A 14,364-nucleotide genomic window follows, 5' to 3' on the forward strand; every position below is an offset into this window, starting at 1 on the left:
TAGCACAAGCAAGGAGAATAACCGAAGAATGGTTAACGATTTATAATACCGAAAGACCGCATGAGGCGTTAAATAACATGACACCGATTGAGTATAAAACACTAAAACAAGCAGCATGATTTTCTACGTGAGTTGTGTACTAGGTTTGGGGTATTTACAGTTAATACATGATTCATAAATCATTAACCCATCTTCAGATATATCAAGATGAAATTGATTCACGGTTCCTGACGGATTTATATGCTCTAATAAATACATTTTTCTCTCTAAACTTTATATAATCATAATATACTTTTGAACTCATCAAGTTCACTTTGTGTTAATCTTTGCTACAGGTTAGTATTTTAATTCATTCAATGTTGAACGTTTTTCTTAGTGTTAGACATGTTATCAACAAATAAATTTTAATTTAATGATTTATTATAATTTATCTTAGTTTTATTTATTAGTAGTTCGCTTTATTACTAGATCAATCCATGGATTTGTGTTTTTTAACAATTGCTTATCTATAGAAAAATCGGCACTTGATTCAATAAGATGTAATAATGTCCACGCTAACCCATAACTTTCATCCTTACCAAAGAGTATAATTAGTTTAGTGGCTTCTTCGTTTGATAAGGGTGGTTGAATGCTATGTAAAATATTCTGATATTTCTGAATAAAGTCAATATCAGAACACGTTTCTGAAGGCAAAGGTCCCATTTTAATAAGTTCATTAACAGATTGTCTCATAAAGGTTCTAACCATGTTTTCATTAATTTTAGAAAGTTTATTTTGTAGTCTTTAAGAATATCTTTAATAAGTTTATCGATTTAGAACTAACTATGTCGCTTATATCTTTAATATAATTTTGCTTGCTTGCCTGAATAATAATCCAAAATCTTGTATTGTTGTTGTCGCAGCTTTGTATTCATAAGTTATTGGTAAATAGTTTCATGAAGATGATGTTGACCAGCTATATTTTGCTTGCAATGCCCGCCATTATCAATAACAGAAAACAATAAGCTAAATTGTGACATCCAAAGGTTGAATTTAATCAACAACTGAAATAAGGTAGCCCAAATAAAAAATGCTCTATATCATGTCAATCAAAGTCTAAAAATGCATCACTTTTATAATAAAACATGTAAGGCCTAAATAAATCATCTTTAGAATATTTTGGCTATAAGTTATGTGTGTAGATTGACATATTCCTCAAAAAAAATGCTGAATGACGGTGCAAGGATATCTGATATTTTTTTTGAGAAAAGATCATAATTAACTATTTGCCCATAAGTATCTTTTCTACAATCAACACACCAACATACATCGTCATCTTTAAAATAAATAACCGCCATATCTGATGGTAAGGTGTATTCATTGCGACACTGATAAGTATCATAACAAATTGCTCCTCCAGACTCAGCCAAGGCATCATTATCAACTATGCCTGATATTTCTTCTCCAACAATACCACCGCCACCTACTAATAAAATAAACTCTTTTAATTCATATGGTAACGATAATTTTAGCTTGTTTTCGAGTATATTAATTTGTGATGCATCACAAGCTCCAAGCCAATATACTTCGTCTTGAGCTTCATCATTTAAGCGCTTAATAAGACTGTTAATATCACTCATATAATTACCTCACACAAAATGCAATACACTATTACAGCATTACACAATTAGTTAAATTTTATAATAAGAAAAAACATATTAGGGAAATGCATTGTTATAGTAAAACACTTTGGAAAACTTAGATAGACACAAAAGCGCTAGTCAAGAAAGAGCAACAAGAGGATTTATTTTGCTCACCATACTCGCATTCAGGTAAAATGAATGCTGATAAATAATTTGTCTGTTAGGTTAATTTTGAACTACCTTTTTGTGTATTGCCAATGATTACGGCTATTTCAAATAGAAAAATTCAATGTTTGTTGCCCAAAATAAATATTAAACGGTATTTACAACTATTACTTTAGTTCATTTTTATATTTTCTTTTATTTATATGGTGACATGAGTCTATTGACTTCCTCAACTGTTAAACTAAAACAATCTATAGTATTCATGTGGATATTTATATTTAACTGTTTATTTATTCGTTTCAACCAATGGTAAAAATCAATAAAAATATTTTCATTATTTTTTGTTAATTCCATAAAACCTGAGTCTCCATGGGATAGCTCTAATGATTCTACGATACATCGAAAAATATCCTTATTTTTGATTAAATCATCAGCTTTAAGGTTCATTAATTCTTTTATTATTGATATTTCTGCTGAAATACCCATTATTGTAGGAAGAGATAAAATCTTGTGATTTATTTCTTTTAAATTCATATTAATTACCTTAATAAAATAATCCATCAAGGGAGAACATGCGCACTGTTAGTTTATGTGCTAGTTTATTTGTTTTATCTGTAATCTATCCTTTGTTCCTAGCTTGTATAGCTGTAACAAAAAATATCACTGATATATAATCTTTATTTGTATTGACTAAATCTTTCTATCCAGCCATTTTCTGTTAAAAGTTCACCAGATAAACCATCACTAATGTTAACAATGTTTTTTTCATTTTTACCATTTTTAGATATTAATAATCTCATATTTTCTTCATTTTGTTCTAGCATATTTAATGTATTGTAAATAACACTATCAATAACAATAACAGCAACTTTTTTTAAAATATCAATTTGATTTCTATCAAATATTTTTAGTTCATTATTTAATTTAACCATATTTTCAGATTTGATTTTACCCTGAACCATTGCTTCAAATTCGAAAATGGCTTGATCTCTAACATAACTAATAATCTTTTGACCAAAAATATCAAGTAATTCTTTATCTAACATATTAATCCTCCTTTTATATAGGCGCACCAAATCAGACAGTTCACAATCACAGTTTTTGTTTGACGCAAACAATTAACCCTTTGTTACAATTTATAGTAAAGCGTTAATCACTGGGATATTTGTCTAAATACCCCCGACTTGATGGATATTTTGTAAAAAAAGAAATTTTATTTTTATCGATAAATTGAATATCAAAAATTCTAGAACAATTTTTTTCCAAACCAATATCATACAAATATAATTTTTTCTCAATTTCATCCAAAAGTGATATTGCCATATCATTAATAATTGCATGACATTCATTAATAAAAAAAATTACTTCTTCCGGAAAATTAGACTCAATAATCACGCCTTCATAATAATAATCAAACTTGTCAATTTTGTTATATTCGATAAGAGCATATCTCTGTTTATCTCTAAATGAAATAATATAGTCTTTCATTATTACCCTCTAAATCCGTTGAAAATGCCGAACAGTTTATTTTGTTAGCATTAAAACTATTCATACTTTTTGAACGAATTAATATTGCATTATTTATTTCCAACTTCTCTTTAAATGGAGCATGAATAATAGCAAATCTGATTTTTTAAGATCTGTGATTTTGGTTTTATTTCATCTGTTAGTAATTGAATCAGCACGGTTAACTACAAGACAGAAGCATTTGGCAGATATTAATTTTGTTATAATAGAATAAGTTGCTATTCATAATATTTATTGCAAAATAGCGCCATTGTTCTCCGGTGAAAAATATTTTGGCCAAATGGTATACTTGTCATATATTGCCCCTATAAAACTTGCTTCATTTATTCTCATTGCATTTACATTTGCTCTTTTTAAATTACTTCCATTGAAATTTGCATTAAATAAATCAGCGCCTGATAAATTAGCTCTTTGTAAATTAGCATTTAGTAAAAAAGCGCCATTTAACTTGCAGTTCGACATCTGAGCATTTAATAATGATGCATTGATTAAATTTGAATTCATTAATAATGCATTGGCAAAATCAGCATTATCTAAAATACAATTTGAAAAATTTACACTCCGTAAATTAGCATATTTAAAATTAACATCACGCAATGAATATCCCGTAAATATAGCTGTATGTAATATCGAATTACTAAAATCAAAACCATCAAATGTTGTTACATCAAATTCTTGTGTGCTGCCAGATTCAAAATGAATGGTAATCATTAATAATTCTCCTAGTTACAGAGGTTAACTTTTGTTATAGACATAGATTTAATTTTTAGGATATTACTTGGTGCAAGCATTCCTTACCATAATACCTGAAAGTATGGTAATGTAAGCTGGTTTCTTATAGGATTTTTCGGTTTTAATGACAAGCGTAATTGAGTTGTTGTGTATAGCCGTTTAGATCGGTCTGCTCGATTAATCAGCCAATGTTGCTGTATTGGAAAAAAGCTAGGAGCAATTTAAGAAAGAGTAACCATTTCAACTTTTCCATCTGGTAATAAACAGATCACGATTCCTTTTCCTTCAAGTCGAACTCCATCACAAAATTGAGTTACATTCCAATCTTTTATTTTAGACAGTGCTAGCCAATCATCAAGTTTCCAGCTATTTATGCTACCAAGGATGACCATCTTTTTTCTAAAACCATGCATGTCAATATTTATACTTATTACCGTGTTATTTTCAGATAAAATACTGACATTGCCATATAGGTGATTAAATATTTTTGATTTTCTGTTTAGTCTTGCTACAGGTAATTCTGGTTCTCCCATCGTTTCATCAATAAGAGAATCAGATGAGCCGACATGCAATTTTTTGATGTGTAAGCTGTTAATAATATCTATTAACTCTATTTGTAAGATCGGTTCCCATTCTTTATTCATTATTAACAACCTATTCCCTATTCACCATAATCAATAAGCGTTTTAATTTCGTCTAATTCTTCGACGGTAAAACTTTTACACAGCAAAGAAATTAATTCAAAAAAATGGGATTCTATTTTCTGATATTCAATATCCATTAGCGATAAATCCTTGAAAAGACTTTATTCGCAATTGTTTAATAAAGTCTAGCATCTGAACGTGGTTCAATTTCTCTTTTTCCGAGTTTGTTTATTTTTTCTAAGATCAAGTCATAGCAATAAAAGGTATCGCCATTTTTTTTAAAAGTTACGCCTTCCAAACAAACTTTATATATTCCCTTCGGAATATCTGCATTATGCCAACCTGTATATTCTTCCCATTCCCAAAAAACAGACATGTCGGCAATATATAAGTTTCCAGTAACATTAAGATAAAAATATTTATCGCTGAATATAACCCGTCTATCCTCGTTATAGGGAGATTCATTTAAAAACAAACGAACAACATAACCACCATCATCAATGCCCATGATAGGTAACGCAATTCCCTTATCAAGCACAAAGTCGCCTTTGTCTGTTGTTGTAAATGTTTTAAGTATATTTTGCCCATTGTCTATTTTCCCACCAAAAGGGATCTGTATTCCTGGGTAGTCAAAAATAATTATACCGTTAAAATCAACATCAACGAATATTGTCTTAATCACATTTGCCTCCTACACCCATTTTAACAAATTGGATACTGAAAATTACCAAATAATCACGAAACGGTATAGAATCCTGAATATTTTTTACAAAAATATAACCCAAAGAGTGAACACCGCATTTTCATTAAAGTCCTTATCGCTTTCCGCTTCCATTCATTTGCGGGCAGATAGGTTTTGTACATGTTTGATTGATACGATGATTATCACCCATTTTAACCAATAGATATTGCAAATTATCAAATAATCATGAAACGGTATAGAATCCTGAATATTTTTTACAAAAAATATAACCCAACAAGTAAAAAGATAACCATTGCCAAATTACGGTAAGCAATGCAAATCATTCTACCCATAAACTATTTCAAGAATTTTATATCTTTTTGCGGTCACATTTCTTGCTACAATTTTACCCATTGATGAAGTGATTAGATAACCTTTTATATGAAAACAGAATCTAAATAGAAAATCACAAAGTACAAGTTTATTATAGAATATGAAGATAAGATCAACATCAAATTTTAACGGGAAAATGTACAAAATTTAGGATTTGCATATGTATAATAAAAATAAGTTTAGCGCGCTTGATATCAATCATTTTTTAGATCTAAATGAATATTATATCAAAGAAGATTTTTCATATGCTGAGATACCCGGAACGGCTAATATTTGTGGTTATCACATTATATTTTTTTATATTGACGATAAGATTGAGGTTTTATCCATTGATTCTGACGTTATGGATAATACTTTCCTGCTTGATAAAGCCAATCAAATTCTAAATTTTCTGGGTTTTGATTTTAAATTAGGATGTCCGTTTGTTTTAACTGATATGTTTAATCATAACTATATTTTTAAAGATCATATCTATGAAGATCATATGCGTTACTATTATGAAGTGGATGAACAATTAATTGTCCTTGGCATTACTTTTGCAGGAATTTTAGTGTCATTTGAGATAGTGAATACTCAGCGTATTATTGATAATCGTCTTGAATATCTAAAATCTTAAATATAATTTTTATATTTAAATCAATGACTAATATTAAAATATAATACTGTAAGTATCCGATATCTTATTTTTAATGCTCTTAATTCATGTTATTCCATTAAAAAAGAAAATAATATCTATTATTCTCCATTAAACTTATTTTTATCGACAAGATCCTTATCTTGCATCATGATAGGCATAGTTATATTATGGGTATAATGTAATATTATTTAAGGAATAAATTATGCTAAAGTCAATTGATCCAACTACTACCCATTCTTGGAAATCCCTTCAAGCTAGTTACCAAACAAATAAAGATAAAACCATTGCTCAACTTTTAAAAGAGGAGCCTAACCGAGTTGAAAAACTGAGTATTCCTTTTGACGATGAGTTTTTGGTTGATTTATCAAAAAACAGAGTAACACAAGAAACCCTAGAATTACTGTATAAACTTGCTGATGAATGTGATTTAACTGGTGCGATTAATGCTATGTATAGTGGTGAAAAAATTAATCGTACAGAAAATCGAGCAGTATTACATGTTGCATTGCGTAATGTATCAAATACCCCCATTTATGTTGATGGTAAGAATGTGATGGATGATGTTAATGCGGTCTTAGCTAAGATGGAATCATTCAGTAACAAAATCATTAGTGGCGAATGGAAAGGTTATACAGGTAAAGCGATTACTGATGTTGTTAATATTGGCATTGGCGGTTCAGATCTGGGGCCTCATATGATCACCGAAGCGCTACGTCCTTATAAAAACCATTTAAATATGCATTTTGTTTCTAATGTTGATGGTACACATATTGTTGAAGCACTTAAAGGTTTAAATCCTGAAACCACTTTATTTTTAGTGGCGTCTAAAACCTTTACTACACAAGAAACCATGACTAATGCACAAACGGCACGATCATGGTTACTTAATACGGCAAAAGACGATAAAGCGGTTGCTTTGCACTTTGTTGCACTATCAACTAATGCAAAGGAAGTTGAAAAGTTTGGTATTGATACCGCCAATATGTTTGAATTTTGGGATTGGGTCGGTGGACGTTATTCATCTTGGTCAGCAATTGGTTTATCAATAGTGTTATCAATCGGTTTTGATAATTTCAAACAATTTTTAGCCGGTGGGCATGCTATGGATAAACACTTCCAAAGTGCGCCAATTGATAAAAATATCCCAACTTTACTTGCGTTAATTGGTATTTGGTACAACAATTTTTGTGGTGCAGAAACCGAAGCGATTTTACCTTATGATCAATATATGCACCGTTTTGCGGCTTATTTTCAACAAGGTAATATGGAGTCAAATGGTAAGAGTGTGGATAGAAGCGGCAATAAAACACCTTATACTACCGGTCCAATTATTTGGGGTGAGCCGGGAACCAATGGTCAACATGCGTTTTATCAATTAATTCACCAAGGTACTAAACTTATTCCTTGTGATTTTATTGCACCAGCTATTAGTCATAATCCAGTTGGCGATCATCATCCTAAATTGTTATCTAACTTTTTTGCACAAACCGAAGCTTTAGCTTTTGGTAAAACAAAAGAGCAAGTTGAACAAGAATTTATTGCCGCTGGTAAAAACCTTGACGAAGTGAAGTCTGTGGTACCATTTAAAGCCTTTGATGGCAATAAGCCAACTAATTCAATATTAGTGAAAAAAATCACCCCTTATACCCTTGGTGCGTTAGTTGCCATGTATGAACATAAGATTTTTACTCAGGGGATTATTTTAAATATCTTTAGTTTTGATCAATGGGGAGTAGAACTAGGTAAGCAATTAGCGGGTCGGATTTTACCTGAATTGGCAGATGATAAACCAGTGAGTTCTCATGATGAATCTACAAACAACTTAATTAACCAATACAAAAAATGGCGTTAAGATGTTTTAGAAAATACCTATAGGTGAGTATAAAACAAAAACCTTCAGCTTAAGCTGAAGGTTTTTTTATAAGCAATATTTATTACTTTTTAATTCGCATTATTGGCGTTTTACCTGCTTCTACTGCACCTGATAGTTTGGTGAGTTCCACAATTGTTTCCATATTAGAAATAACCACAGGTGTTAATACGGATTTTGCTTTACTTTCAAGTAGTGGTAGGTCAATTTCAATAATGGTATCGCCTGCTTTAACTTGTTGGCCTTCTTCGGCAATTCGAGTAAAACCTTCACCTTTTAGTTCCACAGTATCAATACCAAAATGAACAAAAAGTTCAATGCCTTCATCTGATTCTAAAGCAAAAGCATGATTAGTTTCGAAGATTTTGCCGATTTTACCACTTAATGGTGCAACAATTTTATTGCCAGAAGGTTTAATTGCTACTCCATCACCAACGATTTTTTCAGCAAAAACCACATCTGGTACATCTTCGATTTTGACAATTTCGCCACTTAAAGGAGCAATAATCTCGATGCTATTTTTACTATCATCGGATACAAATTGTTTAATTTTATCGAATAGACCCATCATTGTCTCCTAACAAATTTGCTTTTCAGCAGTGTAATTTTCAATTAAATCAATAATTTCTTTAGCGGTTGCTTTTTCTAGCGCAGCATCAGCAAATTTCTTTGCCTCTTCATAATTCGTATTACGAATTAATTTCTTAATTTTAGGAATAGATACAGCACTCATACTAAATTCATCAAGTCCCATACCAAGTAATAAGATTGTCGCTCTTTCATCACCAGCAAGCTCACCACACATCCCTGTCCATTTACCTTCTTTATGAGAGGCATCGATCACTTTTTTAATCAATGTTAATACTGAAGGTGAAAGAGGGTTATAAAGGTGAGAGATCAGCTCGTTACCACGATCAACAGCAAGCGTATATTGTGTTAAGTCATTGGTTCCGATACTAAAGAAATCAACTTCTTTGGCTAAGTGATGTGCAATCACAGCCGCTGCTGGCGTTTCAATCATTACACCAATTTCAATATTTTTATCAAACGCTTTGCCTTCGGCATTTAATTGTTCTTTAAGAATATTGATTTCAGATTTTAATATACGAATTTCTTCCACAGAAATAATCATTGGGAACATAATACGCAATTTACCAAATGCTGAAGCGCGTAAAATTGCGCGTAATTGTGCATGAAGAACTTCTTTACGATCTAAACTGATACGAATTGCACGCCAGCCTAAGAATGGATTTTCTTCTTTTGGTAAGTGCATATATGGCACATCTTTATCGCCACCGATATCCATAGTACGGACAATTACCGATAAACCATTGGTTGATTCGGCTACTTCTTTATAAGCTTTAAATTGCTCTTCTTCATCAGGATAAGCTTCGCGATCCATAAATAAGAATTCAGTGCGGTATAGACCAACACCTTCGTAACCATTACGTTCAGCACCTGCAATATCACGCACTGTACCAATGTTGCCACAAATTTCTACTTGGTGACCATCAAGGGTTACAGCCGGTAGATCTTTTAATTTAGCCAATTCTTCTTTATCACTAATATATTTAGTTTGAACTTGTTTTAACTTTTCTTGAGTTGTGTGATCTGGATTGATATAAATAGCATTATTGATCGCATCTAAAATAACAAAATCACCTTGTTTGATTGCTTGAGTAGCATTTGATGTTCCAACAATAGCAGGGATTTCTAAAGAACGAGCCATGATAGAGGTATGTGAAGTACGCCCCCCTGCATCAGTAATAAAACCTAATACCATTTCTAAGTTTAGCTGAGCTGTTTCAGACGGCGTTAAGTCGGTTGCAACTAAAATACAAGGTTGGCTAATAGCACTCAAGTCAACAATTTCAATACCTAAAATATTTTTGAGTAATCGTTTACCGATATCACGAATATCTGCAGCACGTTCTTTTAGATATTCATCATCTAAATTTTCTAGTTCTTTAGCTTGAGTTTCAAAAACAGATTGAACAGCGGCATCTGCGCTTGAATGTTTACTTTGGATGCGCAAAATCACTTCTTGTTCAAGATCCTCATCTTCAAGAAGCATAATATGCCCTTCAAAAATAGCGGCTTTATCTTCGCCTAATGTGGATTTTGCGCGCTCCATAATTGCATGTAATTGCTCGCTTGATTTTTCTCGAGCTTCTTTAAACCGCGCAATTTCAGCGTCAATCTTGCTATCAAGAATCTGTCTATTGCTAATAACAATAGGTTCTTCTTTTAATAATAGCGCTTTAGCAAAAGCGATACCAGGGGAAACAAGTATACCTGAGACCATAACATTTAATCCTTATTCAATTTTAAAACCTTTCATAGCTAATCGGGAGTTATTATTCCAATTCAGGAATTAATTTTACTAAATGATCAACTGCGTCTTTTTCATCTTCACCTTCGGCAGCAATGGTAATGGTTGTGCCTTGTGATAAACCTAATGTTTGTAATTTAAATAGGCTTTTAGCGCTTGCACTTTTTCCATTAGATGTGACAGTAATTTCTGCATTAAAGTTTTTGGCTTCTTTCACAAATTGCGCTGCAGGGCGAGTATGAAGACCGTTAGATGCAGTAATGGTTACATCTTGTTTATACATATTATTTGACTCCCAAATATTTTTATTTCAGCGACCAATATAAATAAAAACCGCCTGAAAGGCTAGTAAGATTTCATATATCTTTTATATTAGGTCAATTGTATTAACTTTAATTGATAAAGATAGCCATATTTTGTCAGTATCGGTAGATACGGGTGACTTTATCGCTACACTTTTTAAATTCTACCTGTCCATGGATTCCATGTTTAATGTTTTCAAAAACGATTTCTTCACTGCCATCAAGCTTTGATGCGCGGATCTCTTCTCTACAGAAAGTTTCAAATCGCTGTAATTCTTGTTCACTATTACCTAATTTATAAGCTTTAGGTAAATTTTGACTGGTTACATCGGTGTGTATTTTATCTTGCACATCAAGGATAATGACGCCTTTATTCGATAACAATGAGCTACAGGCGGTTAATGATAATAATCCTGCAAGAAATAATAATTGCAAAGGCAATTTCACGATTAATCCCACAATGTTCAAAATAATTCCTTTATAAAGCACAGTAACCTGTTTATTATTTACAAGTGAATACGAATTATATACTAATAATCAGAGAAAGTGCAGGGTGCATTTTTTCCTGATGTAATAAGATTAGGGTGAAGTTTATGTCAAATATTATCAATTACGACGAATTTAATCGTCAACTAATCCAAAATAAAATCGGTATTACCGCAGCTGAGCTGCATGGTTTTTTGTCGGGTATATTAGCTGGCGGTAATTATGATGAAAGCTGGCGTCCATTGGTTGAAGATATGTTAAATAATGGTCAAAAAATGCCTGCATCATTAGATGAGAAAATTAGTCAACTTTACACGCATATCAAACAACAATTTTTTGATGAAGATTTTAGCTTTCAATTATTGCTTAGTGACAAAGATTTATATTCACAGCTTGATGATTTAGTTGGCTGGATAAATCATTTCTTACTTGGTATTGGCCTTGTGCAACCTAAAATCAATCATATCAAAGGTGATGTTGGTGAAGCGATTTATGACCTACGGCAAATTGTTACACTGGGTTATGATGAAAATGAAGATCAACAAGAGCTTGGTTTTGCTTTTGAAGAGATTAAAGAGTATGTTCGCATCACTTCTATGCTATGTTTTGATGAATTTAATGAGCCAGATATCATCCCAACAATCCATTAATAATTATACATTTTCAAGGTCATTACAATGATAAACACTGATATCAAAACAGAACTTTTGGCACGTCGAGAAAGATTATTAGCTCAAATGGTGCCAAATAGTATTGCACTTTTTTTTGCAGCTCCTGAAGCCGCGCGTAGTAATGACACCCATTATCCATATCGGCAAAATAGCGATTTTTGGTATTTTACGCTTTTTGCCGAGCCAGAAGCGGTTTTTGCTGTTGTTAAACAAAATGATAATACACCTAGATATGTATTATTTAATCGTAAAAAAGATACGCTTGCAGAAACATGGACAGGTTACCGTTTAGGTCAACAAGCCGCATTAGGCGCAATTTGGGTTGATAAGGCGCATCCCTTTGATGAGATAGATACAATATTACCTGATTTATTAAATGGCAAAACGGCGATTTATTATGCTGATCAACAGTATGCCTATGCCGATAAAATTGTTGATCGTGCCATGCGTATTTTACGACAAGGTAGTCGAATTAATCTTTCTGCCCCCAACAGCATGATTGATTGGCGACCAATAGTCCATGAAATGCGTATGTTTAAATCAGATTTTGAAATCAAAATTTTACGCCAAGCTTGTGAAATTAGTGCACAAGCCCATATTAGAGCAATGCAAAAGTGCAAACCATTAATGTTTGAATATCAACTAGAGGCTGAAATCTTACACGAATTTGCTTGGCATGGTGCACGCTTTCCATCTTATAACACTATTGTTGGCGGTGGTAATAATGGTTGTATTTTACATTATGAAAATAATAGTGAGCAGCTAAAGGATGGAGATTTAGTTTTAATTGATGCTGGGTGTGAATACCAATACTATGCAGGTGATATTACTCGTACTTTTCCTGTTAATGGTCAATTTAGCCAAGCTCAACATGAGATTTATGACATAGTGTTAGCAGCGCAATATCAAGCGATTGAATTATTTAAGCCCGGCACATCAATCATGGAAGTGAATAATCATGTGGTCAGAACGATGGTAGCAGGTTTAGTTAAATTAGGCATTATGCATGGTGATGTTGAAACGTTAATTGCCAATAAAGCTTATACCGCATTTTATATGCATGGTTTAGGACACTGGTTAGGCATAGATGTGCATGATGTGGGTAGTGGTCGCGATCGCATTTTAGCGCCAGGGATGGTATTAACCGTTGAACCTGGACTCTATATTAATCAAGACGCAGATGTACCAGCACAATATAAAGGTATTGGTATTCGCATTGAAGATAATATTTTAATTACTGAGACAGGAAATGATGTGTTGACCAGTAATGTGCCTAAAGATCCGCATCAAATTGAACAGTTGATGACAAACACACTTACTCATTAGTCACGCTATTGCCGTAATTTCTTCAACAGAAATTATGGCTCTTTTATTGCTGTCTATATCACTTGTTATTAGTTCAAACTAATTGATTTATCGCGGTTAAAAATAATTTTTATTTTCAAGTCTTTGGCCGCAATTGGCTTATATTTCCATGTTTTCATGGCATTAATCACGGAACGATTAAAGATATTATTAGGCTTTGCTTCTATAATTCGAATATTTTCAACTCGCCCATCACTGTTTACATCAAATAGCGCAACTACATAACCCTCTAAACGCATATCCAGTGCTCGGCGTGGATATTCAGGTTGGTTGCGCCGAATTGGCGAAGGATTACCAGAATATTGACGATTATCTGAAATCTGCGGTGCTACAGCAGTATTAGCAACGTTGTCGCTAATCACTTCTTGTCTCACTTGTTGACGTGATGCTTTTTGAGCAGGAGGGCGCTTTTTCTTTTGTTTTGGTTCTTTTTTGACGACAATTTCCTTTTTGGGCTCAACAGTAGTGTTATCGGGGATTTTTTCGAGAATAGGTTCAGGCTGTTCTTCTTTAACAACTTCAGGCTCAATAACAGGTTCAACGGGAATTTCTTCGATTGGTTTGTTATCGATCCGTTCGCTATTTTCCACGCCTTGAATTTCGGGGGTATTTTCTACTAATGATTGCTTTGGTGCAGCCAATTGCGAGATATCGACCATAATAGCTTTAATTGAATTATCACCTTCATCAACAACAATATTTTTAGCAAACAAGGCGGAACTAAAGATCAGTGCAAATAAGACAAGATGTGACAGTATAGATACCGATGTACATGCATAGGCATTTATAGGTTGTTTTTTCGTCGGACACAAAGGGACCTTGGCATTATCGATGTCTATATCAAAGTTAATCTTCATAATAATAATCATTTTTAACTTAAGGTCAGTATTCTAAATGAAAATGCTTATCATTTGTAGTGTTTTTTGAAATATGATA

General features: G+C 32.5%; 18 protein-coding genes. 5 read left to right on the forward strand and 13 right to left on the reverse strand.

Annotated features, from left to right (window positions below):
• Positions 1–119 (forward strand): integrase core domain-containing protein (locus ACYIAL_RS06620; RefSeq protein ID WP_483750756.1); only part of this gene is annotated, 119 nt, incomplete at its 5' end.
• Between the two features lie 319 nt (positions 120–438).
• Here the strand turns inward: ACYIAL_RS06620 and ACYIAL_RS06625 are convergent.
• The 8 genes from ACYIAL_RS06625 to ACYIAL_RS06660 form a co-directional block, all read right to left on the reverse strand.
• Positions 439–732 carry a hypothetical protein gene (locus tag ACYIAL_RS06625; protein ID WP_483751275.1) on the reverse strand — a complete coding sequence of 98 codons (294 nt, stop codon included), beginning with the start codon at positions 730–732 and terminating at the stop codon, positions 439–441.
• A 437-nt stretch (positions 733–1,169) separates the two neighbouring features.
• Positions 1,170–1,619: an SMI1/KNR4 family protein gene (locus tag ACYIAL_RS06630; RefSeq protein ID WP_483751276.1), complete on the reverse strand. Its 450-nt coding sequence runs from the start codon at positions 1,617–1,619 to the stop codon at positions 1,170–1,172.
• A 363-nt stretch (positions 1,620–1,982) separates the two neighbouring features.
• Positions 1,983–2,321, reverse strand: coding sequence for a hypothetical protein (locus tag ACYIAL_RS06635; protein ID WP_160430434.1), 339 nt, complete (start codon positions 2,319–2,321; stop codon positions 1,983–1,985).
• A gap of 143 nt (positions 2,322–2,464) precedes the next feature.
• Positions 2,465–2,833 (reverse strand): hypothetical protein, encoded by a 369-nt coding sequence (locus tag ACYIAL_RS06640; protein ID WP_483751277.1) that lies wholly within the window; start codon positions 2,831–2,833, stop codon positions 2,465–2,467.
• 103 nt (positions 2,834–2,936) lie between these two features.
• Entirely contained in the window at positions 2,937–3,275 is a 339-nt protein-coding gene (locus ACYIAL_RS06645; protein WP_174797563.1) for a hypothetical protein, read from the reverse strand.
• 270 nt (positions 3,276–3,545) lie between these two features.
• On the reverse strand, positions 3,546–4,025 hold the full coding sequence (locus ACYIAL_RS06650) for a pentapeptide repeat-containing protein (RefSeq protein ID WP_065639011.1): 480 nt from the start codon (positions 4,023–4,025) through the stop codon (positions 3,546–3,548).
• 242 nt (positions 4,026–4,267) lie between these two features.
• Entirely contained in the window at positions 4,268–4,699 is a 432-nt protein-coding gene (locus tag ACYIAL_RS06655) for a hypothetical protein (protein ID WP_483751278.1), read from the reverse strand.
• A 166-nt stretch (positions 4,700–4,865) separates the two neighbouring features.
• Positions 4,866–5,372 carry a hypothetical protein gene (locus tag ACYIAL_RS06660; RefSeq protein WP_483751279.1) on the reverse strand — a complete coding sequence of 169 codons (507 nt, stop codon included), beginning with the start codon at positions 5,370–5,372 and terminating at the stop codon, positions 4,866–4,868.
• Positions 5,373–5,925: 553 nt separating this feature from the next.
• Between ACYIAL_RS06660 and ACYIAL_RS06665 the strand changes: the two genes are divergently transcribed.
• On the forward strand, positions 5,926–6,381 hold the full coding sequence (locus ACYIAL_RS06665) for a hypothetical protein (RefSeq protein ID WP_483751280.1): 456 nt from the start codon (positions 5,926–5,928) through the stop codon (positions 6,379–6,381).
• 223 nt (positions 6,382–6,604) lie between these two features.
• Positions 6,605–8,254, forward strand: coding sequence for a glucose-6-phosphate isomerase (gene pgi / locus ACYIAL_RS06670; protein WP_483751281.1), 1,650 nt, complete (start codon positions 6,605–6,607; stop codon positions 8,252–8,254).
• Positions 8,255–8,336: 82 nt separating this feature from the next.
• Here the strand turns inward: pgi and crr are convergent, their stop codons facing one another.
• The 4 genes from crr to ACYIAL_RS06690 all read right to left on the reverse strand — a co-directional run bounded on the left by crr (position 8,337) and on the right by ACYIAL_RS06690 (position 11,353).
• On the reverse strand, positions 8,337–8,840 hold the full coding sequence (gene crr, locus ACYIAL_RS06675) for a PTS glucose transporter subunit IIA (protein WP_065639007.1): 504 nt from the start codon (positions 8,838–8,840) through the stop codon (positions 8,337–8,339).
• A gap of 9 nt (positions 8,841–8,849) precedes the next feature.
• The gene (gene ptsI, locus ACYIAL_RS06680; RefSeq protein ID WP_483751282.1) at positions 8,850–10,577 is read right to left on the reverse strand and encodes a phosphoenolpyruvate-protein phosphotransferase PtsI; all 1,728 of its coding nucleotides are present in this window, start codon (positions 10,575–10,577) and stop codon (positions 8,850–8,852) included.
• Positions 10,578–10,629: 52 nt separating this feature from the next.
• Positions 10,630–10,887 (reverse strand): phosphocarrier protein Hpr, encoded by a 258-nt coding sequence (gene ptsH / locus ACYIAL_RS06685; RefSeq protein ID WP_160430425.1) that lies wholly within the window; start codon positions 10,885–10,887, stop codon positions 10,630–10,632.
• Positions 10,888–11,023: 136 nt separating this feature from the next.
• Positions 11,024–11,353, reverse strand: a complete 330-nt coding sequence (locus ACYIAL_RS06690; RefSeq protein WP_160430424.1) for a hypothetical protein — start codon at positions 11,351–11,353, stop codon at positions 11,024–11,026.
• A 146-nt stretch (positions 11,354–11,499) separates the two neighbouring features.
• On the opposite strand from ACYIAL_RS06690, the gene ACYIAL_RS06695 reads away from it, so the two are divergent.
• Positions 11,500–12,042 carry a UPF0149 family protein gene (locus ACYIAL_RS06695; protein WP_483751283.1) on the forward strand — a complete coding sequence of 181 codons (543 nt, stop codon included), beginning with the start codon at positions 11,500–11,502 and terminating at the stop codon, positions 12,040–12,042.
• 30 nt (positions 12,043–12,072) lie between these two features.
• Positions 12,073–13,389, forward strand: a complete 1,317-nt coding sequence (pepP, locus tag ACYIAL_RS06700; protein WP_483751310.1) for a Xaa-Pro aminopeptidase — start codon at positions 12,073–12,075, stop codon at positions 13,387–13,389.
• Positions 13,390–13,457: 68 nt separating this feature from the next.
• Here pepP and ACYIAL_RS06705 read toward each other — a convergent pair whose 3' ends face one another.
• Positions 13,458–14,285, reverse strand: a complete 828-nt coding sequence (locus ACYIAL_RS06705; RefSeq protein ID WP_483751284.1) for a TonB family protein — start codon at positions 14,283–14,285, stop codon at positions 13,458–13,460.
• Positions 14,286–14,364 lie beyond the last annotated feature (79 nt).

This window comes from Gilliamella sp. X-57, assembly GCF_057063565.1.

Coding starts and splice junctions, on each gene's coding strand:
- ACYIAL_RS06630 (WP_483751276.1), bottom strand. CDS start 1,619: ATGAGTGATATTAACAGTCTTATTAAGCGCTTAAATGATGAAGCTCAA.
- ACYIAL_RS06705 (WP_483751284.1), bottom strand. CDS start 14,285: ATGAAGATTAACTTTGATATAGACATCGATAATGCCAAGGTCCCTTTG.
- ACYIAL_RS06645 (WP_174797563.1), bottom strand. CDS start 3,275: ATGAAAGACTATATTATTTCATTTAGAGATAAACAGAGATATGCTCTT.
- crr (WP_065639007.1), bottom strand. CDS start 8,840: ATGGGTCTATTCGATAAAATTAAACAATTTGTATCCGATGATAGTAAA.
- ptsI (WP_483751282.1), bottom strand. CDS start 10,577: ATGGTCTCAGGTATACTTGTTTCCCCTGGTATCGCTTTTGCTAAAGCG.
- ACYIAL_RS06695 (WP_483751283.1), top strand. CDS start 11,500: ATGTCAAATATTATCAATTACGACGAATTTAATCGTCAACTAATCCAA.
- ptsH (WP_160430425.1), bottom strand. CDS start 10,887: ATGTATAAACAAGATGTAACCATTACTGCATCTAACGGTCTTCATACT.
- ACYIAL_RS06635 (WP_160430434.1), bottom strand. CDS start 2,321: ATGAATTTAAAAGAAATAAATCACAAGATTTTATCTCTTCCTACAATA.
- ACYIAL_RS06625 (WP_483751275.1), bottom strand. CDS start 732: ATGAGACAATCTGTTAATGAACTTATTAAAATGGGACCTTTGCCTTCA.
- pgi (WP_483751281.1), top strand. CDS start 6,605: ATGCTAAAGTCAATTGATCCAACTACTACCCATTCTTGGAAATCCCTT.
- ACYIAL_RS06665 (WP_483751280.1), top strand. CDS start 5,926: ATGTATAATAAAAATAAGTTTAGCGCGCTTGATATCAATCATTTTTTA.
- ACYIAL_RS06640 (WP_483751277.1), bottom strand. CDS start 2,833: ATGTTAGATAAAGAATTACTTGATATTTTTGGTCAAAAGATTATTAGT.
- ACYIAL_RS06650 (WP_065639011.1), bottom strand. CDS start 4,025: ATGATTACCATTCATTTTGAATCTGGCAGCACACAAGAATTTGATGTA.